Raw genomic sequence first — 24,250 nt, 5'->3', positions numbered from 1 at the left:
AAATAGTTGGCATCAAGCATAGCAAAAATAAAACTAACTAATTATAAACGTTTTAGAAAATTTGAATTTATACCTAATGAGAGAACTAATATAATTGTTGGTGATAATGAAGCAGGAAAAAGTACCATTTTAGAAGCAATTGATTTGGTCATTAGTGGAAATGTTCGAAAGGTAGAAAGTATTGGCATAGATAGGATAATCAATACTGATTCTATTGAAGAATTCTTAAATGGTAAAAAGAAATACGATGAATTACCTGAAGTGAAAATCGAGCTCTTCTTAAATGGAGATTTTGGTTTTGAGATGGAGGGAAAGAATAATAGTGATGAGGTGACAGCGTTTGGAATTAGGATGATATGTGCACCTAATCCGGACTATGAGCACGAAATAGTTGATTCCATTAAGGCGGATTCTACATTTTTTCCTTATGATTACTATTCAGTACGTTTTTCAACATTTGCTGATGAAGGATATTCTGGTTACAAAAAGAAAATACGAAGTGTTTTTATAGATAGTAGTAATATGAATTCAGATTATGCAACAAATGATTTTGTAAAAAGAATGTATTCTCATTATACAGAAAGTAATATTAAAGAACGTGTTATACATAAGAGTAAATTTCGCCAATTAAAGAAACAATTTGAAAAGGAGAATCTTGCAGAACTTAATGCTAGAGTTCCGGAAGGGGAAGATTATTCATTTAAGTTTAGAGGAAATGAATGTTCAAATTTCAGCGATGAACTGATGATTTATGAAAAGTCAGTTCCATTGGATAGCAAAGGTACTGGAACACAGATTTTTGTTAAAGTTGATTTTGTGTTAAGTCATTCAGGTGAAAATGTCGAAGTCATACTTATTGAAGAACCTGAAAACCATTTGAGTCATGTTAAACTCAGAGCTCTTATTGAGAAAATAAGTTTATCAAATAGTGGACAGTTGTTTATAACAACGCATAATAGTCTGATTAGTACTCGATTAGAATTGAATAATGTTTTTATTCTTCAAGGAGAAGATATTAGCAAGCCCTTAGCATTAAGTGATTTGAAGGCAGAAACAGCTAAATACTTTATGAAAACACCTCCGGCTGGAATTATTGAATTCACACTATCAAATAGAACAATGTTAGTTGAAGGTCCAGCTGAATATATGTTGTTTGACAATTTTTATAAAAAGATTCATGGACATAAGATGGAAGAAGACAACATACAGGTGATGGATGTGCGAGGTCTTAGTTTTAAGCGATTTTTGGAGATAGCAGCTATTACAGGAGCAAAAGTTGCTGTTGTAACTGATAATGATAATGACTATCAAAAGAATTGTATTGATAAATACAGTGATTTTGCCAATATAGAAAATATTAATATTTTTTATGAATCTGATAATTCAAAGAGAACGTTTGAAATAGTTCTTGAAGATAGAAATAAACAGTTATGCGAGGACTTGTTTGGAAATACAGCGGTTGACTATATGTTGAAGAATAAGACTGAAGCGGCATATCAATTGATGAATGCACCAGATATAGTCGTACCAGACTACATTGAGAGGGCTATAAGATGGATAAAAAGTTAATGCTTGCAGTAGCTGGTGCTGGGAAAACAACTTACATAATAAATAAGGTTTGCACGGAATACAGAAATGTTTTAATCATCACATATACGGATGCAAATTATAATAATATTATTTCCAAATTGCGTAAGCAAAATGACGGAGTGATTCCAGATGGAATCACTGTTTATAAGTATTTTACATTCCTTTATCGCTTTTGCTATAAACCATTTCTTTCGGATCAGGTTGGAGCTAAAGGGATTAATTATGAACCAAATAAAAACAGATATGCTAAGTCATCTAATATAGAATATTATCTCGATTCAGGTGATAGGTTATATAGTAACAGAATTACATTGTTACTAAATAAAACTGATGTAATACAAGAGGTTAAGAGTAGGATAAAGAAATACTTTGATTGCATTGTATTTGATGAGGTACAGGATATTTCGGGAAGAGATTTTAATTTTCTAGAAGAACTTATGAAGATAGATATGAACATGCTTTATGTAGGAGATTTCTATCAGCATACATATAATACTAGTGCTGATGGGAAGGTAAATAAAGGCCTTTTTGACGATTTGAATAAATATGTAGATAGGTTCAAAAAAGCTGGTGTTGATTTTGATAACCAAACATTATTAAAAAGCTGGAGATGTGGAGAAAATGTTTGCCAATATGTTAGAGAACATCTTGGAATAAGTATTTATTCAAATAGGGGAGAACAAGGCGGCGTAGAGTTTGTAGATTCGGATGATGGAATCAGAGAAATATGGAGAAATACAGAAATTGTAAAACTACATTATCAAAAAGCTACTACTTATGGTGTTGGACATAGAAATTGGGGTGATACAAAAGGTGAGGATTGTTATCAAGATGTATGTGTTCTGCTAAACAAGACAACGATGCAGGCATATAAAAAAGACGCTTTGTCAAAACTTGCCGCCCTAACTCGGAATAAATTGTATGTTGCTATTACAAGAGCAAAAGGTAATGTTTATTTGATTGATGAAGAACAAGCTAAGAAATTGGAGGGGGAGAGATGATGGTTGGAAGCTTGACAGAGGATTGTAAGATTTTACGATCCAAGTGGAAACCTCATCGAGGTGCTGACTCCGATAAATATTTTTTATCATAGCAAAATGATTAGCAATGAGAGTTTATCGGTTATTTTTTGTTATACAGATTGAATAAAGTAAATTGTGCAGACTATTTGCACAATTTGGAGTAGGATTTGAGAAAGATATGCAGATATTTGTGGATGCAGATGCATGTCCGGTAGTGGACATCGTAGAGACTATTGCAGAAAAATATAATATTCCAACCACATTGCTATGCGACACAAACCATGTGTTATATTCAGATTACAGTGATGTGATAGTGGTTGGAGCAGGAGCGGATGCAGTAGATTATAAGTTGATTAGCATTTGTTATAAGGATGATGTTGTGGTATCTCAGGATTATGGATTTGCAGCTATGGCTCTTGGCAAAGGAGCGCATGCAATTCATCAATCCGGTAAGTGGTATACGAATGAAAATATTGACCAGATGTTAATGGAGAGGCACCTTAATAAGAAAGCAAGACGAGGTTCTCACAAGAATCATATTAAGGGACCGAAAAAGCGGACGGAAGAAGATGATAAACGCTTTGCACGGTCATTTGAAAAGCTTGTATTGATGGTGCAGGCGAAAGAAGGTGGACATGATGGGACTGTTTAAAAAGAAAATAGTAACACAGTCTTATGATACGGAAAATAAGAAACCGGTAATCAAAGCAAGTATCTGTAATGGTGAACAGGTTGCAGGTTTTAAAGATATCCATACAGGGAAGATAGAAGAGGTAATGCTGATAAAGAGCCCGTCAGATCTTGAAAAATTTAAGACCATGTATGGAATAAATGAAGAAATAATAAAGGAATATTGATATGAATATACAGATATTTGGAACAAAGAAATGTAATGATACAAAGAAAGCAGAGCGTTTTTTCAAGGAGCGAGGCATCAAGTATCAGTTCATTGATATGAAAGAAAAGGGCATGAGCAAGGGAGAGTTTACTTCTGTTGCACAGGCTAATGGCGGTCTTGAAAATATGATCAACTGGGAAGGTAAAGACCAGGATACGTTTGCTCTTATTAAGTATATTGCTGATAAAGATAAACTGGAAAAAATATTGGAGAATCCGCAGGTAATTAAAACACCAGTAGTAAGAAATGGAAAACAATCTACACTTGGATATCAGCCTGATGTATGGAAGGGGTGGAATTGATGGTAAAGAAGATAATCAAGATGGTAAAAGGTGATATTACAAAAGTTACAGATGTACAGGCAATCGTCAATGCCGCAAACAACTCTCTTTTAGGAGGAGGTGGAGTTGACGGCGCAATTCACAGGGCAGCAGGATCGGAACTTTTAGCAGAGTGCAGGATTCTTCGTGGTTGTGAGACAGGTCAGGCAAAGATTACAAAAGCATATAATCTTCCCTGCGATTATGTGATACATACTGTGGGTCCTATTTGGAGTGGAGGTAGAAGTAAGGAAGAGGAACTTCTGGCAAGTTGCTACTTTCATTCTATGCAGGTGGCACTTGAGTATGGTATAAGAAGTATTGCATTTCCATCTATTTCAACTGGAGTGTATAGCTTTCCGGTAGAACTTGCAGCAAAGATAGCGGTAAAGACGGTAAGCAGATTTTTGGAGGATAACGAGAATAGCTTTGATCTTGTAGAATGGGTATTGTTTGATGATAAGACAGAAAGTGTTTATGAAGCAGAAGTAGAGAAGTTGTATGAAACCTTGAATTAAGCAAAGACTATTATTAAAACAGAAAGTGGATGTTTATTATGAATATAAAAGATTTAATTGGTGAAGCAACTGAATATGATAAAAAGCTAGCACTTGAGGAAAAGAAACCAAAAAGCTGGTGTAAAAGTGTAAGTGCTTTTGCAAATACATTTGGTGGAGCATTGATTTTTGGCATTTCTAATGATGAGCAAATTGTTGGACTTGAAGATCCGAAAGGTGATGCAGAAAAGATTAGTGAGGCAATTAAGACAAGACTTGATCCAATACCGGAGTTTAAGCTTAGATTCCATAAAACCGTAGATGGGAAGGTTTTGGTCATCCTTGATGTATATAAAGGAGACGAAACACCATATTATTATTCAGGAGATGGTGTGCTGGAAGTGATGTTGTCAATATTACTTTACACTTTTTTCTCAAGGATATTCGACCTATGCTGCCTCCTGCAATGAATCATAGTATTGCTGTCTCTTAATCATAGGGGGTAAACCTCCATTAGCAGAACAGATTCTCCTATTGTTCCAATAACTGATGAAGTATCTCCAGATAAGTGTTTTTAATTGTTCTACTGTCATTGTAGTAGTGTTGTAGCGTCCATAGAATAATTCCTCTTTAAATCTTGCCCACATGCTTTCGCATCTGGCATTGTCATGACATCGGCCGCCTGCACTGTTCATGCTTTGCAGAATGCCATATTTATTGATTGCTTTACGGTATAATTCGCTTGTGTACTGTGTTCCTCTGTCGCTGTGAAGGATTGCACCACAAAGTGCCGGATATGCTTTAACAGCATTTTCAAGTGTCTGCTCGCACAGGGTTGCTTTCATGTTTGTATCCATGGCTAACCCCAATACTGCTAGATCATAACAGTCAAAGATGGCAGAAACATAGAGTTTTCCATCAGCGGCTTTTATTTCTGTCATATCAGTTACACATTTTTCAAGCGGTTTTTTTGCTGTAAAGTCGCGTTTTATTAAATCATCTGATTTACGGGCTTTTTTGTCCGCTTTGGTAATGCCGTTTGGCTTGCGTTTTGGTTTATGATTAAGACCAATTTCTTCCATGACGCGATAAACAGTTCTCTCGCTTGGAATATGAACTCCATCGGGCTGTTTAAGCTGTAATGCCTGATACATACGGATTCTTCCATAAGTATCATTGCATTCATCTTCGTTGCAGATATCCAGCATAGCATCTGCTAGTGACTGATATTTCCATGGAGCAACCTTTGTTTTCAGATAATGATTGAATGCCTGCCTGGAAACTTTGAGAGCCTTACAATAGAAAGAAATTTTACCCTTAATCCTGCCGTCATCCGTTTTGAGTGCAATAAACATTAGTCTCTGTTTTTTGCGGACTTCCGACGGCTGGCTGCGAAAAAAGCACTAGCTTCTTCAAGGAATTCGTTTTCTTCCTTTAAATGACGAATTTCTTTATCCTGTTCCTTAACACGCTTTCTAAGCTCGATAAGTTCATCGTTAAGGGATAATGCTGCCTTAGGTGAGTGGACAGCTTCATTTGCGCTGAGTCGCCCTTCTTTGAAGGCTTTTATCCAACAGTAAATAGTTCCATCAGGAACACCTAATTCTTTCGCTGCTTTATGCCCACCTATTTCCTGAGCAAGCTTTACAGCCTGTGCTTTAAATTCGTTGTCATAAGATTTTTGCGTACGTTTTGCTGACATAATAATTCACTCCTTATTCTCTACTGATTATATATCAAAATCCTTGAGAATAGGGTGTCAACTTTTTTTATACCACATCAAAGCTTTTGTTCGTTTGGGAAATGAAAGTGTAAAGACCACTGCAACAGAATTAAAGCGTCTTGTCCTTAGAGGAAAGAATACATCATATGATTCGCAGAATTCTAGCTACAAGGCGGAAGATTATGCTTTTTCAAAGCTTAAGGAAAGATATAAGAAGTGGACTGGGAATAGCTTTGATGATAAAGATTTGATTTCATTTGGACTGGTAAATGAGCAGGGTGATTTAACGAATGCAGGGGCATTACTTGCGGATGAAAGTCCGATTCGTTGTTCAAGATTATTTTGCACAAGGTGGAATGGATTAAATAAAAGTGGTGGCTCAGTGGATGCGTTAGACGATGCAGAGTATTCAGGTAGTGTTATTTCCCTGATTGAAAATGGAGAAGCATTTATTAAGCGGAATTGTAAAATGAAATGGCGTAAGACTGCGAATTCAAGAGAAGAAATGCCGGAGTACGTAGAGCGAAGCTATCACGAAGCCCTTGTAAATGCTTTGGCACATCGTGACTATTTGGTAAATGGAAGTGAAGTCCATATTGACATATACGATGACAGAATGGAAATCTATTCTCCGGGAGGAATGCCGGATGGTTCCATGATTCAAGACAGAGATCCTCTTACAGTTCCTTCAACCAGAAGAAATCCTGTTCTTGCCGATGTATTTAACCGGCTTGGATATATGGAACGTAAAGGTAGTGGATTTGGAAAGATTATCAGTGGATATGAATTCCAAATAAATTATAATGAGAGTAAAAGACCATCATTCCGCTCAGACAGATATTAGTTTACTGTAGTGATGCCGAACCTGAACTATGATGTCCCTCAAGATGTCCCTCAAGGCAAGTTGGATGCTCAAATTGTGGACATGATTCGTAAAGACAGCAAGATTAGTACGGAGAAAATAGCAATTGAATTAGGCGTAAGTTCAAAAACAATTAAGCGTCATATAAAAGAAATGGATAATGTAAGTTTTGTCGGACGTGGTTTTAGCGGACACTGGGAAATTACGGATGATGAGTAATGTATAACAAGAGAAGTGTAAAATATTCTCGAAGCTAGTTAATATTTGATGGAGAGGTTTCTATTCCGTTTACTGGTGTATCAACTGGGGAGATTCCACCAGTTATTCCCTCAGTTATTCCACCAGTTAATTGTACAGTAAATTAGAGTTTGGGTTGCATTTCTTCTCAATCCGCACTATAATAATCTTATGGCAACAGTTTGGTCACAATCATTCAGTGGGTTAAAATAAATAGTGTAAATAAAAGTAACATGCCCCATAACTGACTAACACTTAAATGAAAACAAGTTAAGTGTGACCCGGGACATAATAAGTATGAATAGGCTACATGTTGCTTAGCAAACCTCATTTCCATTTTATTTGCAAAAATGATTTCCATTTTGAAATGAGGAAAAAATAATAGAAAAAAGATAGAAGAAGACCTAGAGGAAGTAATTCCCTGAGGTCTTTTTTTATTGAAAAAAGCCATGAAAAACCTTGGAAATAAGCCATTTTTTGATGCTGAATGAGCATGCTGTTTTTTGATGCCAAAATACCTCCCTGATTCCTATATCAAAACAGGAAGAAATGCCTCAAATAAAGGGAAATAATCCGCTTCAACATATGCTGTAGTATTAGGTGGAGGGATGGGGAAGGGAGGAGGATGAGGAGTAGAGAGGAGGTGTGGATGATAGATGAGATAGAGGATGGTGATATGTGCCTTATAGAGGATAGTGATATTTGCCCCGTGACAGCATGGCTATAAGACAGTGCAGGAGTTCTTGAAAGAGTTAAAGGCGGCAGAGACAGCAAACAAAGCATATCAAGCATCAATAGCTCAAAATAAGAAGAAATCAGAGGTACAAGTACCAAATGTGAAGCTTGAGGGCAGTCTAGTGGGCTGCCCTATTATGTAAATTTATATTGAAGTAATGTCTCGTGTGAGGTAAAATCTGCTTGAAGAAGTTAAATAAATGCGAATTTGCGGAGGATAAACGGAATGAAAAATAGTGGATTCGTTGTTGTGAATAAATAGCATATTAAAAAATGGTTGTTCTATATGTAAGTTGGATGGCTCCTTTGTTTTATGGTATGGATAAAAAATAGGTAAGAAAAGGCATATTTGTAAGAATAGTAGTATTGTAAACTTTGGTTGCGGAGTTGTAATCTAGTATATGTTGACGATTTTGATAAAACACAGTACATTAAGGGCGTGCACAAACAAAATATTGTATACAATGTTGAAACAAGGAATCATATATGTCAGACAGGAGAGATCATATGGAATTTGAAAAAAAGATACAATTTCTTCGTAAAGAAAATAGGATGTCGCAGGAAAAACTTGCAGAAAGAATAAACGTTTCCAGGCAGGCAATTTCGAAATGGGAGCAAGGGACAGCAGTACCGGATACAGATAATATTGTCCAGTTAAGTAAATTTTTCCAAGTTCCTATAGAATATCTATTGTTTGATGAATATGATTCTGTAGAAGAAGTTGAACCTACTGAACCTGCATCAAACCAGGAAACAATGCTGGGATAGGAATAAAAAAAGAGAGATCAAGCCTGATGATTATAGTTGGAACTATCCTAGAAATACTAGCTGTTTGTTTTTCATACATTATTCAATATTATGATATGGATCAAAATGGGAGTTGTTATACGGAAGCATTAGAGTATTTGAGACATTTTCCGCTCAGTCTTATCGTAATAATTGGAATCGTGTGTATTGCTGTGGGAGGTTATAAAATTACCAAAAGTAAAATAAAAAACAGACCACGAAAGGAGAAAGAGTTGTGAGTTTTAAAGAATTTAATTTATCCGATTATACTTGCAATTACAGAGTTTGGAAGTATTGAAAAATACACGGAAGCTATGAAATACAATTTGGAACATTTTACAGAAATTATGGAACAACAAATGTCTAGTGATGCCAAAGAAATTGGAGAGCAAAGTGATACACTTTATGCTAAATTGGTTTCTGACAGAACAAAAGATATATCATCCAGTGATATACAAGATATTGTCTCTGAAATTGATGATTTTTTGCACAAGCATGCATCTGTTGATTTAGATAGAAATAGTTATTGGACTGCCATTACTGATGCTTACAAAAGCGATTATGTAAAAAACATTACTGATGCAAAATATGGTTTAGGTGCGTCTGAGTACATTGTGAAAGCATTTCAATATTATGTAGACAATAGACAGGAGTAATTATCCAGTTCCAAGTGCTAGCAGTAACATAATTACTATATGTAAATCAATTCAGATAGTACAATTTCCCTAGCAGCAGATTGGATATTATTCATTGCGCGAACCCAAGCCATCTGGTCAGTGGATTTAAGCTGTTCAGTGATACCTTGTGTTTGTGCCATCTGTCCCATAAGCATATCCATTCGCTCTTGTGCTACTTCATTTGTGTCGGCGAGATGTGTGGTTAAAGAGCCAGATAAAACAAAGTGAAATCGAGATGGGCATGGCGGGATATGTTATATGTCGCGGGACACACCAAATTATCCTAAAAAGGGCAAAATGATTATTCTAATAGCAGCAAACAAAGCGAAGAGGACCAAACCTCAGCAGCGAATGTTTGCTGCTGTTTTTTTGATGCGTAAGCGCATAGTTTTAGGGTGTACCCTGTAAATAAAATCTGAAACCCTGTGCTAAGATGTCAGACATGCGAGTATTTTACTCCATTTTATTTGCAAGTTTCCTGAGCCAATTCGCTCCATAGGGCAAATCACTCTAATTCCTCGTCTGACATTTCAACACTTGGACGATGCTCCAAAAGAAAGCTCAGATATTTATGCGGATTGAGTTCATTAGCTTTGGCTGTTTCTATCATAGAATACACTTTCATGCTGGCATCCGCACCGGCTGGAGTATCACTGAAAAGCCAGTTTTTCTTGTTATGTGCTTGAGAACATAACAAGAAGAACTGGCAGATGATCGACACCATTCATGGAGCAAAAGCATCTGCAATTATCTATCCAATTGATTTTGCAATGATGTCTGACGGTGCAAAAAGAGTGTTTATGATTTTGACAAGGATTATCTTGGCAAATGTATCCCTGATTGCAATTGAGGAGCCAGAAAATTCTGTTCATCCAAGTTTGTTTCAAGCTTATATACGAATTATGCATAAATGTTTGTATTTCTATCATATTGAAACATATCTGCGAGATAATACGCCGTGTAATATTGAAGATGTTAAGCTGGATGATATGATTACATTTCGTGTGTTGGAGAATAAACGGTCGTTGCTTAAAAACAATACTGAATGTTGCGAAAAAATAAAACCCGACCAGCTCGTGAGGACAATGCCGATTGTGACAATGAGTTCTTCAACAATGGAGGTTACACTTGGTGATGAAAAGAAAATATGCAGTTTGTATGCACTTAAGCAAGTAAATGGTGAGGTAGAGTTCGAATTGTGTGGCAGGCATTTTAAGGTGGCTGTTTTATCAGGTTCGATACGTGAAATATTAAAGTGAAAATAGATTAATCCAGTATACTAGGACAAAATTAATTACAAAAAACGTAACAGGTTGTTTCATGATTCTTTATGAATGAAATAAGTGATATAATAAAAATATAATGATGTGCACAAGGTGAGCATAAGATGAATAAGTTTTACAATTAAGATGAAATATTTTGATTGGAAGGGGAAAAGGATTCTGTTTTAGAGTTGGGAAATAGGAGAGATAGCAATATAAAAGATGTATAAAAGACTATTTTTACATATTATATAGAACCTAATTCGCCAGAAGCTGAAAAAATTCGTTCACATTTTTTGCTTGTTGAGTATGAAGAAAATTCGGATAATTTGGAAGTAACAGATCATGATATAGATGTTGAAGGTTTTTCGACAATTAGAATAAATAAAATAAAAACGGATAATTATGCGGAGATATATTCGAGCATTGCTAAATTGCAGTTGCCTGTTTCTGCGATGGATATAAGAAAAATTCAAACAGCTGTTAAAGAGATATATTTTGGTGGATGTATTAAAGTTAGTATTACAAATGACTTAGATGAATTAGAAAATGTTGATAAGGTTATGATACAATCGCAACAGTTTTTCCCGATATATGCATTCGCAAAGATTGATCCAAGTATTAAAAGAATAGAAAAATTAAAAAAACAGCAGAATAGCAAATTAGAAGCTCTAAAACGACAAATTGAGCAAAAATTTGATGTGAAAGAAACAACACTTGAAGATATACTGAACAATGAAAGTTATGCGATGACTTATAAAAATCAAATTATTGCATATGCATTGTTGAAAGGTAATTTCATGCCTGAAGATATAGAGGAGTACTTGAAAACATTGAGTGGTGAAATTGGTAATACGACGGATTATAGAAGGTTGTTGTGTGCATATGATTATGTAAAATATTCATGTGACTAAAATTATTGGATATTTTAGGAATATAAAATCAGAAAAACGCAGGAGAAATAAGAAAGAATGTTAAAAGAATTTTTGAAAAAACATGGATATAGGATTCATATAAGTATAAATATAGGTGCTTTACTTATGGGTGTGTTTATGACCTTTATCGGTGCATATAGTCCTATATGTGGTGCGACACAGAATGATACCAGGATGACAATAGGAACAGTTTGTATAGCGGTATGGTTCATTATGTTTCCTACAATCAGTAGAGATAGAAAAGATAAGATTATGACTGCTATGGGGTTACACGCATTAATAGTTGCTGTGATACTAATGATTTTTGTTTTTGAGGTGAACTATTTTCTGGGAAACATGGAACGTGGAAAATGGTATTGTGATGTGTTATTCTGCTTAGGCGGAATAGTAGTATTAGCTTATTTTTTGTATGTGCTAATGGGATTTATAAAAACATTTTTTACATTGGTAGTTAAAGCTAAAGAATTTATTTTTCCTAAATTACATAAAGAAGTGTCTGGCGTAATAAATGTTATTGAAGCTATTACTGCTGGGGTTTTATCAATTATCGCATTTGGTGCAAGTATTTTTGGAATAGTGAGATTAGTTAAACAATTTGTAGACATATTCTGAAATAGTAGTGACACAAAATGACAATACAAGTCAGGCTGTTTTTTATAGGAAAGTTCGATTTTCGTAGAACGCTTAATGGAAAGGGATACACTGGAAAGAGATATCATAAGCTAAGCGAACTGGATAAGGTGTTTTTGGTACTTGAAATAATAATACTCCAATGCTAAAATATTTAAAATTAAAGTATTGGAAGGTAGGTGAGGGAAATGGATGAGCAATTAGAAATCGCATTAAAAGGCGGTGATTTCAAACATTTGATGGAAAGCCGTTTTTCAGTGATAAAAAAAGAATATGATTTAAAGAAAGTAGATATTGAAGTGTTGTATTATCTTTCAAGGTCTGCTAATGAAAATACACCGACTGATATTTACAGGAAACTGAAGTTGAATCGTGGACATGTATCACAGGCAATCGATGATCTATACCGAAAAGAATTGATTACAGCAGTACCGGATAAAAATGACAGGAGATATATGCATTATCTGGTCAGTGATAGTGCAGGAGTAATCATAGCAGAGATAGCAAAAATTAAAAGAGAACTGGATCAGCAGATTTTTCAAGGAATTTCCCAGGAAGAAATTGCCGCTTATAAAAAGACAACAGAGAAGATATTTAGAAATATCCAGAAACTGATCTGAACATCCGCAGAGAGAATTTTTTACTCTCTGCTTTTTTTATAAAAAAAGATAAAATCTATTGACAAGAGCAATAAAATGTTGTATAACACTTTAAAATTAAACAATTTAAAAATAATGCTTCTAAAGAAGCAAAATTTTTTAGACTTTCGCTAGCACTCAAAAGAAACGAGTGCTAACAAAGCGGAAAGGAAGGCAAAATATGAAGTTAAAACCATTAGGAGACAGAGTTGTTTTAAAACAGCAGGAGGCAGAGCAAAAAACAAAATCCGGTATTATCCTGCCTGACAGTGCAAAGGAAAAACCACAGGAAGCAGTTGTGATTGCTGTCGGACCTGGAAAAGAGGATAACGGAAAAATAGCTGCAATGCAGGTAAAAGAGGGTGATAAAGTCATTTATTCCAAATATGCAGGAACAGAAGTGAAGATGGATGAGGAAGAATTCATTATCGTGAGCCAGAATGATATTATCGCTGTTGTAGAGTAAAGACAGCTATAAAAGTATGATACAGATACGAATAAAGAAAGAAGGAATTTAAAATGGCAAAGGATATATGTTTTGATATTGATGTAAGAAAAAAGATGGAAGCAGGCGTCAATAAGCTGGCAGATACAGTAAAGGTAACAATCGGACCAAAAGGAAGAAATGTAGTTCTTGATAAATCTTATGGGGCACCGCTCATTACCAATGATGGTGTGACGATTGCCAAAGAGATTGAATTGGAAGATCATTATGAGAACATGGGTGCACAGCTTGTAGAGGAAGTTGCAACAAAGACCAATGATACAGCCGGTGATGGCACTACAACAGCGACTGTACTTGCACAGGCTATGGTACAGGAAGGGATGAAGAATATTGCTGCCGGTGCAAACCCGATCATTTTAAGAAAAGGAATGAAGGCTGCAGAAGATGTAGCAATTGATGCAATCCAGGGAATGAGCTATCCGGTAACTGGAAAGGATTATATAGCAAAAGTAGCTTCGATTTCCGCTGGGAATGAGCAGGTTGGGGAAATGATAGCAGATGCAATGGAAAAAGTCGGCGAGAATGGCATCATCACCATCGAAGAATCCCAAACAATGAATACAGAAATTGATGTAGTGGAAGGTATGCAGTTTGATAATGGATATCTGTCTTCTTATATGTGTGATGATAAGGAAAAAATGGTCTGCCATATGAATAACCCATACATCCTTATCACGGATAAGAAGATTTCCAATATCAAGGATATTCTTCCAATCCTGGAACAGACTGCTCAATCAGGAAAAGAGCTTTTGATTATTGCAGAAGATGTTGAGGGGGAGGCACTGACTACCCTTATTGTAAACAAACTGCGTGGAACCCTGAAAGTCGTCGCAGTGAAAGCACCGGGCTATGGAGATAATCGGAAAGAAATGCTTCAGGATATTGCAGTGCTTACCGGAGGTCAGGCAGTTCTTGGTGATCTTGGAATGGAACTGAAAGATGTAACTGTGGATATGTTGGGACGTGCGAAGTCTGCAAAGATTACAAAAGAAAATACCGTTATTGTAGATGGAGAAGGTGAAAAATCTGCTATTGATGAACGAATTGCTTCTATTAAACGTCAGATAGCAGAAACTACATCGGATTATGACAGAGACAAGCTCATGGATCGTGTGGCAAAGATGGGTGGTGGAGTTGCCGTGATCCGTATCGGAGCTGCTACGGAGACAGAAATGAAGGAAGCCAAATACCGTATGGAAGATGCCTTAAATGCAACAAGAGCAGCCGTATCAGAGGGAATTATCGCAGGCGGCGGATCTGCATATATCCATGCACAAAAAAGAGTAGAAGAAGTTGTAGAAGAACTGAACGGAGACGAGAAGACCGGGGCCAAGATTGTATGGAAAGCACTGGAAGCACCGCTTCGTACAATTGTGGAAAATGCAGGGCTTGAAGGTTCTGTTATTGTGAATAAAGTAAAAGAGAGTACGGAAGGAACCGGTTTTGATGCTGTCAGCGAGGAATACGCAGATATGATGCAGAAAGGTATCATTGACCCGGTTAAGGTTACAAAGAGTGCACTTCTTAATGCAGTCAGCGTATCTGCGACATTGCTGACAACAGAGGCAGCTGTTGCGGATATCAAAGAAAAAGAACCTGCTATGCCGGATGGTAATCCAGATATGGATTATTAAGGAAAACAAAGCTGCTATTGTAAGGGAGTAACTGGACGATGAGGTTGCTCCCTTTTTTACTATATCGGAGGTTAAAATAAATGAAGTACGCAGTCATCTACCAGTCAAAAAGTGGGAATACGAGAAAGATAGCAAGGGAGATTTACGAAGCAATTGATTCAGATGAAAAAGAAATCTATGATATCGACAGCAAAGGAGAAGTACCAGAAGCAGATCTTTATTTTGTAGGATTTGGAATACGTAATGGAATCTGTGGTGTGGATATTCTGGATGTTTTGGAAGAACTTCCGGAAAGCAGACTGGCCTTTTTTGCAACTTGTGGTTTCCTTGCAACAGAACAGTACAGAAAAAATCTGGAGAAAAGGTTGGATGTATGGATTCCAGAAGAAGCAGAGTATATGGGAATGTTTTTATGCCAGGGTAATGTGAAACCAGATAATCGTGCAACAATTATAGAGAAGATGCCGCAGCAGGCGGACAAGCTCCGCCAGATGTTTGAAGTAGGAAGCACACATCCGGATGAGGATGATTTAAGCAGAGCATGCCAGTATGCACGGGAAATACAGCAAATGGCTGAACGCAGTGGGTCAATTCCGATATGGTAAGGAGAGTGAGATACATGGAAGAAAATAAAAAAGAAATAGATGTACTAAAACTTGGGAATGAGCTGACACTTAGAAGATACCTTTTTAATAAAATAAAAGCCAGTCACCTGATTAATGAAGCTGATTATATTGTGTTGCATATCATTCAGGATACAGGAAAAGAACAAGAAATCTATGAAGGAAAAACGTATCTGAAAGATTTATCAGAAAAAATGCAGATTACAATCCGCCAGGCTTCAAAACTAGTAAGTAGACTCAACGAGCAGGGACTTGTAAAATGGTCCCACGATGGAGATGGCAATGAGGGTACTTATGTTACTATTACGGATCAGGGAATAAAATTGTTGGAACAGCAGCAGGCCATTTTTAAAGAATATTATGGAAATGTTATTGAAAAATTCGGAAGGGATAATCTGATTGAACTTTTAAATCTTATGAAACAGCTGGAAACTATTATGCACAGTGAACAGGAGAGAATGGAGGGTGAAGAGAATGCTGACAGAGGAGATGAATAAATATACCAGTGAGGCACAGAAAATCTGTATCAAAAATGATAGCATTGCACCTCGGCTATATGATGAATATGATGTGAATCTTGGCCTGCGTGACGAGAAGGGTAATGGTGTGCTCACAGGACTTACTAAAATTTCAAAAATTACGTCCTCAGATCTTGTAAATGGTCAGAAAGTTCCGGCGGATGGAAAACTCTGGTACCGAGGGTATCAGGTTCCGGAATTGATTCGCTTATTAGGGGAAAATGAATTGGGATTTGAGAAGATAGCATATCTTCTTCTAATGGGAGAACTACCGGATGAAGCAAAGCAGGCAGAGTTTGTCAGACTGCTTGGAGAATGCCGGACATTGCCGACGAATTTTACTAGGGATGTTATCATGAAGGCCCCGACGGAAGATATCATGAATTCCATGACAAGAAGTATTCTGACGATTGCCTCTTATGATGAAAGAGCAAAGGATACCAGTATCCCAAATGTACTAAGACAAAGTATGCAGCTTATCAGTGAATTTCCTCTTTTGGCAGTATACGGATACCACGCATACAATCATTATGAAAAGCAGGCAAGTATGTATATACATCAACCGGACCCGAAACTTTCCACAGCGGAAAATCTGCTTATGATGCTTAGACCGGATAAACAATATTCACAGGTGGAGGCAAAGGTATTAGATACGGCACTGATTCTTCATATGGAACATGGAGGAGGAAATAATTCTACCTTTACAACCAGAGTGGTAACATCTTCCGGTTCTGATACCTATTCTACAATTGCAGCAGCAATGTCGTCACTAAAAGGTCCTAAGCATGGTGGAGCGAATATCAAGGTCATGCAAATGATGGAGGATATCAGAAACCACGTAAGTGATTATAGCGATAAGGATGAAATTGCTTCATACCTGACTAAAATATTGAACAAAGAAGCATTTGATAAAAAAGGACTTATTTATGGTATGGGACATGCCATCTATTCCTTGTCAGACCCAAGAGAACGTGTGTTTAAGGAATATGTAGAAAAACTTGTCAGGGAAAAGAACAGACAGAAAGATATGCAGTTATACCAGAATATCGAAGAAATTGCTCCGAAACTGATTGCAGAGAAAAGAAAGATTTATAAAGGTGTTAGTCCGAATATTGATTTTTACAGCGGTTTTGTATATGAAATGCTGGGAATTCCGCAGGAACTCTATACAGCTATTTTTGCAATTGCCCGAATCGTAGGGTGGAGTGCACATCGGATTGAGGAACTTATTTGTACGAATAAAATTATCCGTCCCGCATATATGAGCGTGATGGAAGAAAGAAACTGACAAGAGTCTTATATGAAATCATAGGAAAGGTGCAGGGTACAATGCTGCAGATGTTACTGAAAGATGAATTAATTCAGTCTGTCACAGTTCCAATTGGAGCGGAATTACAAACCATGATTACTGAACAGGGGACTGATTATGTATATCCGTTGATTTTAAAAAAATTAGAGGAAATGGAAGAAAAAAGCATTACAAGCATGCTGTCAGATATTGATATAAGTGAAACGGATATAAAAAATATCATTACACAAGTCTTTGTTAAAGTAATGAAGCCTTGCATTGGGAAAATATTTGATAATTTAGATTTAGCATCCATAGCTGAAGAAAAAGTAAATCTTATGACGGTTGATGAACTGGAAGATATGGTGCTTGCCGTTATGAAAAAAGAACTTAATACAATTGTAAGGTTGGGAGGATTGATTGGATTTATATTGGGTCTGCTAAACATTTTTGTTTAGTCAGAAAATAATGTACGATATTTTAAGCTGATTATATGAAGGTGATGGAAGAAGGGGATTAGATGAACAGAATAAGTGGATATCAGCAATTAAAGCAATATTGGGAATTGAACAAAGAAGGTTTTGACCCAAAAGATTCACTGACGAACTAAATGAGATTTCGTCCGTTATATAAACAAGTAGCAAAATAGGATTTATTGGAGGAAGCAAAAAAGATGAACCACAATACCATTGCAGAGAGTTTGATAAAAATAAGAGAAGCAACGGGTTATTCTGTTGAGCAATTAGCAAAATTGATTGATGCAGAACCAGAAGAGGTTTTACAGTGGGAAACAGGTAAAGAAGAACCTAAAATATCACAGTGTATCCTTTTGAGTAAATTATATGCAGTGGAATTAGATGATATTTTTGATGGGTGTAAGTCAGAAGAATTTCTTACATCAGAAAAAGTAGATGATTTCAAACATGAGGCGTGGATTAACTGTATCGCAACATAAGATGTGCATGGTAATATCAGAACCCCACATGAATTTTTTGAGGAGATTTAATTTTTATTTTCAATTATTTTTGTTTCCGATGTTTAATTGGGAAGTTTAAGTTGTTATCCATTTTATCGCTCATATGTGATAAAATATGAATGAAAATCTGTGGCAAATATGAAAAACATCTTTGAAGATTAAAGATATAAAGTTACAGTTAGGAGGATAACGATGAGCATCAAAGTAATTTTAATGGACGTAGATGGAACATTAGCAGATTCCAGTAAAAAGATAACACCTGAAACAAAGACTGCTTTACTGCAAGCCCAGGATGCGGGCATATTACTGGTTTTAGCAAGTGGCAGAACCGATAATGGATTAAAGTATTTTGCAGATGAATTAAATATGAAGGAACATCATGGGTTACTGATCTGTAATAATGGTGCTACAGTAGTAGATTATCAGACCGGGGAAATATTATTCAGTCAGGCTCTATCTGTGGAAGAAGGCAAAGAGGTATTAGAACATTTAAAGAAATTTGATGTATGTCCGGTTGTTGCCAGAGGAGAATACATGTATGTAAACAATGTATTCAATAATACAATTGAAAGAAATGGAAAACCATGGAATGTCTTAGAATATGAATCACGAGGAAATAATTATAAGTTATGTGAAATCGATGATTTAGCTAAATGGTGTGATTTTGAAATCAGTAAGATCTTAACATATGCCAATCCATCCTATCTGCAGGAGCATTATGAGGAGATGAAAGCCCCTTTTGGAGATCGTATCAATTCGATGTTCACGGCACCATATTATTACGAATTTACAGCTAAGGGCGTAGATAAATCTAAAGCAATTCGAAAAGCAATCGAAATCTCCGGTTTTACTGCCGATGAAATGATTGCATTTGGAGATGCACAGAATGATAAAACCATGATTGAGTATGCTGGAATCGGAGTTGCAATGGGAAATGCAACCGATGAGCTGAAAGCAGCAGCTGATTATATTACAGATGATATGGATCATGACGGCATTGCAAAAGCATTGTATCATTTCTTCCCTGAAATTTATAAATAAATTTTCTGCTTAGATAAATAATAGACAGGACCTGGAAAGTGCTAAGAAATGGGCATTTTCGGGGCCTGTCTATATTTTTAAGTATGAAAATTAATTCTGGGTGGGTTCTTTCTCTTGATATTCCGCTACAATCTCTTTCAGGGTAACTGATTTCATACTATCTTCAAGATCAGAGCGGATTTTGCTGTATGAATGATCAAGTACTGCATGAATATTTCTTCCAACCGGGCATAGCTGGGATGGATTCTGGTGAACCCCAATGAGTTTGTCTAGAGCATCCGGCTCTACGCACATACAAATCCGATATAGTGTAATTTCTTCCAGTGGGCAGGCAAGTGTTGCTCCGCCGGTTCCGAATTTCACAGAAATCATGCCGTCTTTTTTTAATGCGCTTATTATATTTCGAATGATTACAGGATTGCATCCGGTGGACAGAGACAGTAGTGTACTTGTTACTTTTTTGCTTTCGCCGTATTCGTGAATAAAAACAAGACAGTGGACGGCAATGGAGCATTTGTTGCTGATATGCATAAACTCACCTCCTAGTATGATTTTTACTATATCATAAAAACAGGCTGGTGTAAATTTTGACATGACACCTGCTGAATGCTATAATGAACAAAGATGTAATTCTAAAATTTACACAAGGAGGAATAGAATTATGAAATGTTCACTTATCTTGTTTAGTCCAACTGGTGGTACAGAAAAGACCGCTGAAATTCTCTGTTCTGCCATGGCTTCTGAAACTCAGATTTTTGATTTAGCAAATATATCCTTTGATGCAGGAGATTTTTCAGCAGACAGTGATGCGGTTGCAGTGCTTGCACTTCCTTCCTATGGAGGTCGTGTCCCGGCATTGGCAGCAGAGAGGCTGAAGAAAGTTCAGGGAAAGGGGATGCCTTGCGTATTACTGTGTGTCTATGGCAACCGGGCATACGAGGATACCCTAGTGGAGATGGAGGATCTGGCGAAAGAGTGTGGTTTCCGTGTGATTGCAGCTGTGGCAGCTGTTGCGGAACATTCCATTATTCACCAGTATGCAGCAGGACGGCCTGATGCAGCCGATGAAAAGAATCTGAAAGAAATTGGCGCAAAGATTGCACAGAAACTGTCAGGTTCTTTAGATAATAGCCAGTTCACTATCCCTGGTAACCGCCCTTATAAGAAGGCTGGTGGTGGAGGTCTGGTACCAAAAGCTACTTCTGCCTGTGTCAGCTGTGGATTGTGTGCGGCTCAGTGTCCGGCAGGTGCTATTGATAAGGACAACGTGAAAACAGCAGATAAAAACAAGTGTATCTCCTGTATGCGCTGTGTTGTCAAATGCCCTCATAAAGCCAGAAAGGTTAACGGTGCTATGGTTGCAGTTGCTTCAATGGCGATTAAAAAAGAATGTTCAATTCGTAAAGAATGTGAGTGTTATCTCTAAAAATTATGGGGCATTGCATTTTGCAATGCCCTTACGTGTTTGCTGACTTGCCAGGTTGTCATTTGTCCATAACGTGTTAAAATGAATTTAAGATACTTACATGACATGTAGAGGAGAGGAATATGAAGAACAGTAAATTAACGGAAGGCCCTATTATGAAAAACATGCTGCTTTTTGCATTACCGATGATGGCGGGAAATTTACTGCAACAGATTTATAATATTGCTGATATGTTTATTGTCGGACGGTTTATCGGATCCGGTGCATTGGCGGCGGTAGGTTCTGCCTATACGCTTATGACATTTCTGACTTCCTTGATTATAGGACTTTGTATGGGCAGCGGAGCAATATTTTCTAAATGGTATGGCGCTGGCAAAATAGAAGAAATGAAACAGGACATACAATTATCTTTTTGGTTTATTGGCGGTGTGACCATTGTTATCACCCTATTGGTTTTTCCCGGGACAGATATTATCCTGCGTTTGCTTTGTGTACCAGAAGATATCTACTTTTTAATGCGAGGATATGTGAAAATTATCTTTGCCGGGATAGGGTTTATTTTTTTGTATAACTTTTTTGCCTATCTTTTACGTTCTATAGGAAATTCCGTCGTACCCCTTTATTTTCTTGCAGCTTCTTCTGTATTAAATATCATGTTAGATTTATATTTTGTGATTTCCTTAAAATGGGGTATACCAGGAGCAGCAATTGCAACAGTGATTTCCCAGGGAGTTTCCGGAATTGGAATTGCAATTTATACAATTTGTAAAAGGCCGGATCTTCTAAAAGCAGAGCAGAAGTTCAAATGGGATAGAATGAAGAATATTATCAAAAATGATGTATTTACAGGTTTGCAGCAATCGGTAATGAATTTTGGTATTCTAATGATTCAGGGACTGGTTAATAGCTTCGGTACAATCATTATGGCAGCGTTTGCCGCAGCGGTTAAAATTGATACACTGGTATATATGCCGGCACAGGAGTTTGGAAATGCTTATTCTTTATTTATTTCACAAAACTATGGTGCAAAAAAGAAAGAGCGTATTCATAAAGGAACCAAAAAGGCTATGCTTGTGTCCTTGACTTTTTGCATTTTTATATCTGTTTTCATATGGATTTTTTCGGCACAGCTTATGAGATTATTTGTGGATGGAACAGAAACACAGATTATCCTGGAAGGTGTCAGGTATTTACGGATTGAAGGCACATTTTATTTTGGTATCGGATGTCTGTTCCTTCTGTATGGATATTATAGAGGGATTCAAAAAGCGGAAATGTCTTTTGTGCTGACAATCATATCTCTTGGGACAAGAGTCCTGCTAGCTTATTTATTTGCACCGACCATGCTGGGTGTAACAGCAATTTGGTGGGCAATTCCTATAGGATGGCTTTTAGCAGATATAGTAGGTATCCTGTATTACAGAAGGACATAAGAAAAGAATGTAGTATCAAAAAGATTAAAAATCATCGATGCATATGGTTTTCCCCAATATCTGTTTCTGTACATATAAGTGTTGATTCTCTGTTGTCCCTACACTCCATTTTAATAATGTTATATAGCGATTTTCGATTTCAATATTGGAGTATTGATCAAGGGGCAACTGGCAGGCTTGATTAAATGCTTTGGATATGCGTCGATAGGAATTCATGGGGTTCTTAGATACTCCTTGAAAAGTTATTCGTTATTGTTCTTTCCAGAATTCAATCAGACAGGTACGCTCCTGATAATTAAAATAAACGGGTACATGACGCAATCTCCAAAGGTGTTTAATTTAGTATATGGGAGAAGGAACAAAATGTTAGGAAAAACAAGATGTAAAGAAAAAAGATTACCGAGGTGAACGCAAATGATTTCAATCAACGATAATATCAGATACATACCGGCAGCACATGATCCCCTTTCTGCAGATGTGGTTTTCATTGAAACTCCAGAGCACATGTATATATTTGATGTGGGTTCCAATGAACAATCTGCTCAGGCAATTGAATCAGTTAAAAAGGATAAAACAGTGGTATTGTCTCATTTCCATCAGGATCATATAAAAAATATTGAAAAAATCACTTATCAGAATCTTTATGTGTCCAAACAGACATTTAAGTACACCCATAAGGGAACAGTGATTAATGAAACAACAGAGCTGGATCAATCATCACAAATCCGGCTTTTTTTATTACCATCAACCCACGCAAAAGGATGTATCATGCTTTGTTACAAAGAAGAATATGCATTTCTTGGAGATGCTTTATATCCGGCAGCAGTGAAGGGCAAAACCGTTTATAACTGTCAGTTATTAAAGCAGACAATAGATATTTTAAAAGATTTAAAAGTAAAATATCTGGTCATAAGCCATGATAAAGAATTTCTTCATCTAAAAGAGGAGGTTATAAAACGGCTGGAGATGTGTTACGACAGGAGAGAGGCCGGGAGTAATTATATTGAATTACAGGAGTGGAGTTAGATATTAGTTTTTGATATTAAAAATTACGAAGGTATTTAGAAATAAAAAATACGGAAACAATGCAGGCATCGTCTCCGCGGAAAAAACTTGTGTTTTTTTCAAAATATTCTTTATGCTTTAACATTCGTTCATTTAATAACCAATGAAGCTGATTTATACCAGTTTGTTTTAATTTAGGGCTTTTGACAAGTTTCAAATATGTAAAAACAAGAATGATGAAATCGTGAATAATTGGATTTGCCATCCATTTTTCTCTGCTATTTTGGGAAATGTGTTTAATTTTTGATATCTCAAATTGAATTTCTTTTGTTTTGTGTATTGTAACATTAAATGGAGCTTTTAGACTGTTTAATAAACAATTGTTATGTGCAGCGGCATTCCGGAGGAATTTGATGGACCATAAATAGCTGCAGAAATTAGATTTTGAAGGATATTTAGAATAATATAACTGATATAAGTATATAAAATCACCCAGAGATAGAACTTCAACAATTTCCCAAAGAGCATATTGATCATGGTTATCACGATGCTTTTGAATTAAATCGCTAGTAGCTGATCTTCCGATTTTGTCGTGTAATGATTTTACATAACGATAATCAGAAAGAAATTCTTCTACTATAGAATATCCATCTTCCTTATCATTCATACTTAAATCATAATAAAGTATCCGAAATATATTAATACCAACGGATCATGTGTTAAACAATAACATTAGATGTATTGAAATCTGTCAACGATTAAAATAGAGAACCTTATATTTTTTTAGCCAACCAGTGATGATAATTTTTTGAAAATGTGAATTTTCAGATTGACACTGATTGAAAGCTTTACAAAAATTTTAAAGATGCAAAAGCGACCAAAATAGTGAAGATCTGAAAAAATAAATCGATTTTTCTGCAGTTTTCCTATCAACAGTTTGGATTTATGATATTTGCCTATTACCGTATTTGTGATATAATTATTTAAGG

Annotated in this window: 31 protein-coding genes and 1 pseudogene; 26 read left to right on the top strand and 6 right to left on the bottom strand. The window is 36.3% G+C overall.

What is annotated here, in order from left to right; translation table 11 throughout:
* Window positions 1-6: 6 nt before the first annotated feature.
* From BHF70_RS07355 to BHF70_RS07325, 7 genes are all read left to right on the top strand, one after another.
* Window positions 7-1,569 (top strand): ATP-dependent nuclease, encoded by a 1,563-nt coding sequence (locus tag BHF70_RS07355; RefSeq protein ID WP_075759631.1) that lies wholly within the window; start codon window positions 7-9, stop codon window positions 1,567-1,569.
* Window positions 1,554-2,591, top strand: a complete 1,038-nt coding sequence (locus tag BHF70_RS07350; protein ID WP_075759630.1) for an AAA family ATPase — start codon at window positions 1,554-1,556, stop codon at window positions 2,589-2,591. The genes BHF70_RS07355 and BHF70_RS07350 overlap by 16 nt, the downstream gene beginning before the upstream one ends.
* A gap of 199 nt (window positions 2,592-2,790) precedes the next feature.
* Window positions 2,791-3,264 carry a YaiI/YqxD family protein gene (locus tag BHF70_RS07345; protein WP_075759629.1) on the top strand — a complete coding sequence of 158 codons (474 nt, stop codon included), beginning with the start codon at window positions 2,791-2,793 and terminating at the stop codon, window positions 3,262-3,264.
* Entirely contained in the window at window positions 3,251-3,469 is a 219-nt protein-coding gene (locus BHF70_RS07340) for an aspartate dehydrogenase (RefSeq protein WP_075759628.1), read from the top strand. Before BHF70_RS07345 ends, BHF70_RS07340 begins: the two co-directional genes overlap by 14 nt.
* A gap of 1 nt (window position 3,470) precedes the next feature.
* Window positions 3,471-3,812, top strand: a complete 342-nt coding sequence (locus BHF70_RS07335; RefSeq protein ID WP_075759627.1) for an arsenate reductase family protein — start codon at window positions 3,471-3,473, stop codon at window positions 3,810-3,812.
* Window positions 3,812-4,348, top strand: coding sequence for an O-acetyl-ADP-ribose deacetylase (locus tag BHF70_RS07330; protein ID WP_075759626.1), 537 nt, complete (start codon window positions 3,812-3,814; stop codon window positions 4,346-4,348). The genes BHF70_RS07335 and BHF70_RS07330 overlap by 1 nt, the downstream gene beginning before the upstream one ends.
* A gap of 38 nt (window positions 4,349-4,386) precedes the next feature.
* A complete protein-coding gene (locus tag BHF70_RS07325; protein WP_075759625.1) occupies window positions 4,387-4,797 on the top strand; it encodes an AlbA family DNA-binding domain-containing protein in 411 nt (136 codons plus the stop codon).
* Here the strand turns inward: BHF70_RS07325 and BHF70_RS07320 are convergent.
* The gene (locus BHF70_RS07320) at window positions 4,777-5,682 is read right to left on the bottom strand and encodes an IS3 family transposase (protein WP_075758466.1); all 906 of its coding nucleotides are present in this window, start codon (window positions 5,680-5,682) and stop codon (window positions 4,777-4,779) included. The two genes, BHF70_RS07325 and BHF70_RS07320, sit on opposite strands and share 21 nt — an antisense overlap.
* Window positions 5,682-6,029, bottom strand: a complete 348-nt coding sequence (locus tag BHF70_RS07315) for a transposase (protein ID WP_242946281.1) — start codon at window positions 6,027-6,029, stop codon at window positions 5,682-5,684. Before BHF70_RS07315 ends, BHF70_RS07320 begins: the two co-directional genes overlap by 1 nt.
* Before the next feature lie 94 nt (window positions 6,030-6,123).
* On the opposite strand from BHF70_RS07315, the gene BHF70_RS07310 reads away from it, so the two are divergent.
* The 4 genes from BHF70_RS07310 (at window position 6,124) to BHF70_RS07285 (ending at window position 9,326) form a co-directional block, all read left to right on the top strand.
* A complete protein-coding gene (locus BHF70_RS07310) occupies window positions 6,124-6,894 on the top strand; it encodes an ATP-binding protein (protein WP_242946345.1) in 771 nt (256 codons plus the stop codon).
* A gap of 12 nt (window positions 6,895-6,906) precedes the next feature.
* Window positions 6,907-7,131, top strand: coding sequence for a DeoR family transcriptional regulator (locus BHF70_RS07305; RefSeq protein ID WP_075759624.1), 225 nt, complete (start codon window positions 6,907-6,909; stop codon window positions 7,129-7,131).
* 1,260 nt (window positions 7,132-8,391) lie between these two features.
* Complete coding sequence (locus BHF70_RS07295; RefSeq protein WP_075759622.1) at window positions 8,392-8,652, top strand: helix-turn-helix domain-containing protein; 261 nt, start codon at window positions 8,392-8,394, stop codon at window positions 8,650-8,652.
* A gap of 344 nt (window positions 8,653-8,996) precedes the next feature.
* Window positions 8,997-9,326 carry a TipAS antibiotic-recognition domain-containing protein gene (locus BHF70_RS07285; RefSeq protein WP_158024881.1) on the top strand — a complete coding sequence of 110 codons (330 nt, stop codon included), beginning with the start codon at window positions 8,997-8,999 and terminating at the stop codon, window positions 9,324-9,326.
* A gap of 35 nt (window positions 9,327-9,361) precedes the next feature.
* Here the strand turns inward: BHF70_RS07285 and BHF70_RS13030 are convergent, their stop codons facing one another.
* On the bottom strand, window positions 9,362-9,598 hold the full coding sequence (locus BHF70_RS13030; protein ID WP_075759619.1) for a TnpV protein: 237 nt from the start codon (window positions 9,596-9,598) through the stop codon (window positions 9,362-9,364).
* 278 nt (window positions 9,599-9,876) lie between these two features.
* Window positions 9,877-10,020: pseudogene (locus BHF70_RS07275) on the bottom strand (transposase domain-containing protein); the annotation flags it as partial.
* A 37-nt stretch (window positions 10,021-10,057) separates the two neighbouring features.
* Here BHF70_RS07275 and BHF70_RS12670 point away from each other — a divergent pair.
* From BHF70_RS12670 to BHF70_RS07215, 12 genes are all read left to right on the top strand, one after another.
* The gene (locus BHF70_RS12670) at window positions 10,058-10,606 is read left to right on the top strand and encodes an AAA family ATPase (RefSeq protein ID WP_083638355.1); all 549 of its coding nucleotides are present in this window, start codon (window positions 10,058-10,060) and stop codon (window positions 10,604-10,606) included.
* Window positions 10,607-10,938: 332 nt separating this feature from the next.
* On the top strand, window positions 10,939-11,523 hold the full coding sequence (locus tag BHF70_RS07265; RefSeq protein ID WP_143249379.1) for a hypothetical protein: 585 nt from the start codon (window positions 10,939-10,941) through the stop codon (window positions 11,521-11,523).
* A gap of 57 nt (window positions 11,524-11,580) precedes the next feature.
* On the top strand, window positions 11,581-12,156 hold the full coding sequence (locus BHF70_RS07260) for a hypothetical protein (RefSeq protein WP_075759617.1): 576 nt from the start codon (window positions 11,581-11,583) through the stop codon (window positions 12,154-12,156).
* Between the two features lie 206 nt (window positions 12,157-12,362).
* Window positions 12,363-12,794 (top strand): MarR family winged helix-turn-helix transcriptional regulator, encoded by a 432-nt coding sequence (locus tag BHF70_RS07255; protein WP_075759616.1) that lies wholly within the window; start codon window positions 12,363-12,365, stop codon window positions 12,792-12,794.
* 199 nt (window positions 12,795-12,993) lie between these two features.
* The gene (gene groES / locus BHF70_RS07250) at window positions 12,994-13,278 is read left to right on the top strand and encodes a co-chaperone GroES (protein ID WP_075759615.1); all 285 of its coding nucleotides are present in this window, start codon (window positions 12,994-12,996) and stop codon (window positions 13,276-13,278) included.
* 53 nt (window positions 13,279-13,331) lie between these two features.
* Complete coding sequence (groL, locus tag BHF70_RS07245) at window positions 13,332-14,951, top strand: chaperonin GroEL (RefSeq protein ID WP_075759614.1); 1,620 nt, start codon at window positions 13,332-13,334, stop codon at window positions 14,949-14,951.
* An 80-nt stretch (window positions 14,952-15,031) separates the two neighbouring features.
* On the top strand, window positions 15,032-15,556 hold the full coding sequence (locus BHF70_RS07240) for a flavodoxin family protein (RefSeq protein ID WP_075759613.1): 525 nt from the start codon (window positions 15,032-15,034) through the stop codon (window positions 15,554-15,556).
* Window positions 15,557-15,570: 14 nt separating this feature from the next.
* Window positions 15,571-16,071 (top strand): MarR family winged helix-turn-helix transcriptional regulator, encoded by a 501-nt coding sequence (locus BHF70_RS07235; protein WP_075759612.1) that lies wholly within the window; start codon window positions 15,571-15,573, stop codon window positions 16,069-16,071.
* Window positions 16,049-17,380, top strand: coding sequence for a citrate/2-methylcitrate synthase (locus BHF70_RS07230; RefSeq protein ID WP_143249378.1), 1,332 nt, complete (start codon window positions 16,049-16,051; stop codon window positions 17,378-17,380). The genes BHF70_RS07235 and BHF70_RS07230 overlap by 23 nt, the downstream gene beginning before the upstream one ends.
* A gap of 41 nt (window positions 17,381-17,421) precedes the next feature.
* Window positions 17,422-17,838 (top strand): DUF445 family protein, encoded by a 417-nt coding sequence (locus BHF70_RS07225; protein WP_075759611.1) that lies wholly within the window; start codon window positions 17,422-17,424, stop codon window positions 17,836-17,838.
* A 215-nt stretch (window positions 17,839-18,053) separates the two neighbouring features.
* Entirely contained in the window at window positions 18,054-18,335 is a 282-nt protein-coding gene (locus tag BHF70_RS07220) for a helix-turn-helix transcriptional regulator (RefSeq protein WP_075759610.1), read from the top strand.
* 213 nt (window positions 18,336-18,548) lie between these two features.
* Window positions 18,549-19,397, top strand: a complete 849-nt coding sequence (locus BHF70_RS07215) for a Cof-type HAD-IIB family hydrolase (RefSeq protein ID WP_075759609.1) — start codon at window positions 18,549-18,551, stop codon at window positions 19,395-19,397.
* Window positions 19,398-19,487: 90 nt separating this feature from the next.
* Here the strand turns inward: BHF70_RS07215 and BHF70_RS07210 are convergent, their stop codons facing one another.
* Complete coding sequence (locus BHF70_RS07210; RefSeq protein ID WP_075759608.1) at window positions 19,488-19,928, bottom strand: Rrf2 family transcriptional regulator; 441 nt, start codon at window positions 19,926-19,928, stop codon at window positions 19,488-19,490.
* A gap of 130 nt (window positions 19,929-20,058) precedes the next feature.
* Here BHF70_RS07210 and BHF70_RS07205 point away from each other — a divergent pair, with 130 nt between their 5' ends.
* The 3 genes from BHF70_RS07205 to BHF70_RS07195 all read left to right on the top strand — a co-directional run bounded on the left by BHF70_RS07205 (window position 20,059) and on the right by BHF70_RS07195 (window position 23,282).
* The gene (locus tag BHF70_RS07205) at window positions 20,059-20,823 is read left to right on the top strand and encodes a 4Fe-4S binding protein (protein WP_075759607.1); all 765 of its coding nucleotides are present in this window, start codon (window positions 20,059-20,061) and stop codon (window positions 20,821-20,823) included.
* A 122-nt stretch (window positions 20,824-20,945) separates the two neighbouring features.
* A complete protein-coding gene (locus tag BHF70_RS07200; RefSeq protein WP_075759606.1) occupies window positions 20,946-22,256 on the top strand; it encodes an MATE family efflux transporter in 1,311 nt (436 codons plus the stop codon).
* 414 nt (window positions 22,257-22,670) lie between these two features.
* Window positions 22,671-23,282, top strand: a complete 612-nt coding sequence (locus tag BHF70_RS07195) for an MBL fold metallo-hydrolase (protein WP_075759605.1) — start codon at window positions 22,671-22,673, stop codon at window positions 23,280-23,282.
* Between the two features lie 16 nt (window positions 23,283-23,298).
* Here BHF70_RS07195 and BHF70_RS07190 read toward each other — a convergent pair whose 3' ends face one another.
* Complete coding sequence (locus BHF70_RS07190) at window positions 23,299-23,928, bottom strand: Abi family protein (RefSeq protein WP_075759604.1); 630 nt, start codon at window positions 23,926-23,928, stop codon at window positions 23,299-23,301.
* Between the last annotated feature and the right edge of the window lie 322 nt (window positions 23,929-24,250).

The organism is Anaerostipes sp. 494a, assembly GCF_001940315.1.
Taxonomy (GTDB): Bacteria; Bacillota; Clostridia; order Lachnospirales; family Lachnospiraceae; genus Anaerostipes; species Anaerostipes faecalis.
The sequence above is the reverse complement of the archived record's forward strand: the minus strand, read 5'-3'. Positions and strand labels throughout refer to the sequence as shown.

Coding starts and splice junctions, on each gene's coding strand:
- BHF70_RS07350 (WP_075759630.1), top strand. CDS start 1,554: ATGGATAAAAAGTTAATGCTTGCAGTAGCTGGTGCTGGGAAAACAACT.
- BHF70_RS07345 (WP_075759629.1), top strand. CDS start 2,791: ATGCAGATATTTGTGGATGCAGATGCATGTCCGGTAGTGGACATCGTA.
- BHF70_RS07340 (WP_075759628.1), top strand. CDS start 3,251: ATGGGACTGTTTAAAAAGAAAATAGTAACACAGTCTTATGATACGGAA.
- BHF70_RS07335 (WP_075759627.1), top strand. CDS start 3,471: ATGAATATACAGATATTTGGAACAAAGAAATGTAATGATACAAAGAAA.
- BHF70_RS07330 (WP_075759626.1), top strand. CDS start 3,812: ATGGTAAAGAAGATAATCAAGATGGTAAAAGGTGATATTACAAAAGTT.
- BHF70_RS07325 (WP_075759625.1), top strand. CDS start 4,387: ATGAATATAAAAGATTTAATTGGTGAAGCAACTGAATATGATAAAAAG.
- BHF70_RS07320 (WP_075758466.1), bottom strand. CDS start 5,682: ATGTTTATTGCACTCAAAACGGATGACGGCAGGATTAAGGGTAAAATT.
- BHF70_RS07315 (WP_242946281.1), bottom strand. CDS start 6,029: ATGTCAGCAAAACGTACGCAAAAATCTTATGACAACGAATTTAAAGCA.
- BHF70_RS07305 (WP_075759624.1), top strand. CDS start 6,907: ATGCCGAACCTGAACTATGATGTCCCTCAAGATGTCCCTCAAGGCAAG.
- BHF70_RS07295 (WP_075759622.1), top strand. CDS start 8,392: ATGGAATTTGAAAAAAAGATACAATTTCTTCGTAAAGAAAATAGGATG.
- BHF70_RS12670 (WP_083638355.1), top strand. CDS start 10,058: ATGATCGACACCATTCATGGAGCAAAAGCATCTGCAATTATCTATCCA.
- BHF70_RS07260 (WP_075759617.1), top strand. CDS start 11,581: ATGTTAAAAGAATTTTTGAAAAAACATGGATATAGGATTCATATAAGT.
- BHF70_RS07255 (WP_075759616.1), top strand. CDS start 12,363: ATGGATGAGCAATTAGAAATCGCATTAAAAGGCGGTGATTTCAAACAT.
- groES (WP_075759615.1), top strand. CDS start 12,994: ATGAAGTTAAAACCATTAGGAGACAGAGTTGTTTTAAAACAGCAGGAG.
- groL (WP_075759614.1), top strand. CDS start 13,332: ATGGCAAAGGATATATGTTTTGATATTGATGTAAGAAAAAAGATGGAA.
- BHF70_RS07240 (WP_075759613.1), top strand. CDS start 15,032: ATGAAGTACGCAGTCATCTACCAGTCAAAAAGTGGGAATACGAGAAAG.
- BHF70_RS07235 (WP_075759612.1), top strand. CDS start 15,571: ATGGAAGAAAATAAAAAAGAAATAGATGTACTAAAACTTGGGAATGAG.
- BHF70_RS07230 (WP_143249378.1), top strand. CDS start 16,049: ATGCTGACAGAGGAGATGAATAAATATACCAGTGAGGCACAGAAAATC.
- BHF70_RS07225 (WP_075759611.1), top strand. CDS start 17,422: ATGCTGCAGATGTTACTGAAAGATGAATTAATTCAGTCTGTCACAGTT.
- BHF70_RS07220 (WP_075759610.1), top strand. CDS start 18,054: ATGAACCACAATACCATTGCAGAGAGTTTGATAAAAATAAGAGAAGCA.
- BHF70_RS07215 (WP_075759609.1), top strand. CDS start 18,549: ATGAGCATCAAAGTAATTTTAATGGACGTAGATGGAACATTAGCAGAT.
- BHF70_RS07210 (WP_075759608.1), bottom strand. CDS start 19,928: ATGCATATCAGCAACAAATGCTCCATTGCCGTCCACTGTCTTGTTTTT.
- BHF70_RS07205 (WP_075759607.1), top strand. CDS start 20,059: ATGAAATGTTCACTTATCTTGTTTAGTCCAACTGGTGGTACAGAAAAG.
- BHF70_RS07200 (WP_075759606.1), top strand. CDS start 20,946: ATGAAGAACAGTAAATTAACGGAAGGCCCTATTATGAAAAACATGCTG.
- BHF70_RS07195 (WP_075759605.1), top strand. CDS start 22,671: ATGATTTCAATCAACGATAATATCAGATACATACCGGCAGCACATGAT.
- BHF70_RS07190 (WP_075759604.1), bottom strand. CDS start 23,928: ATGAATGATAAGGAAGATGGATATTCTATAGTAGAAGAATTTCTTTCT.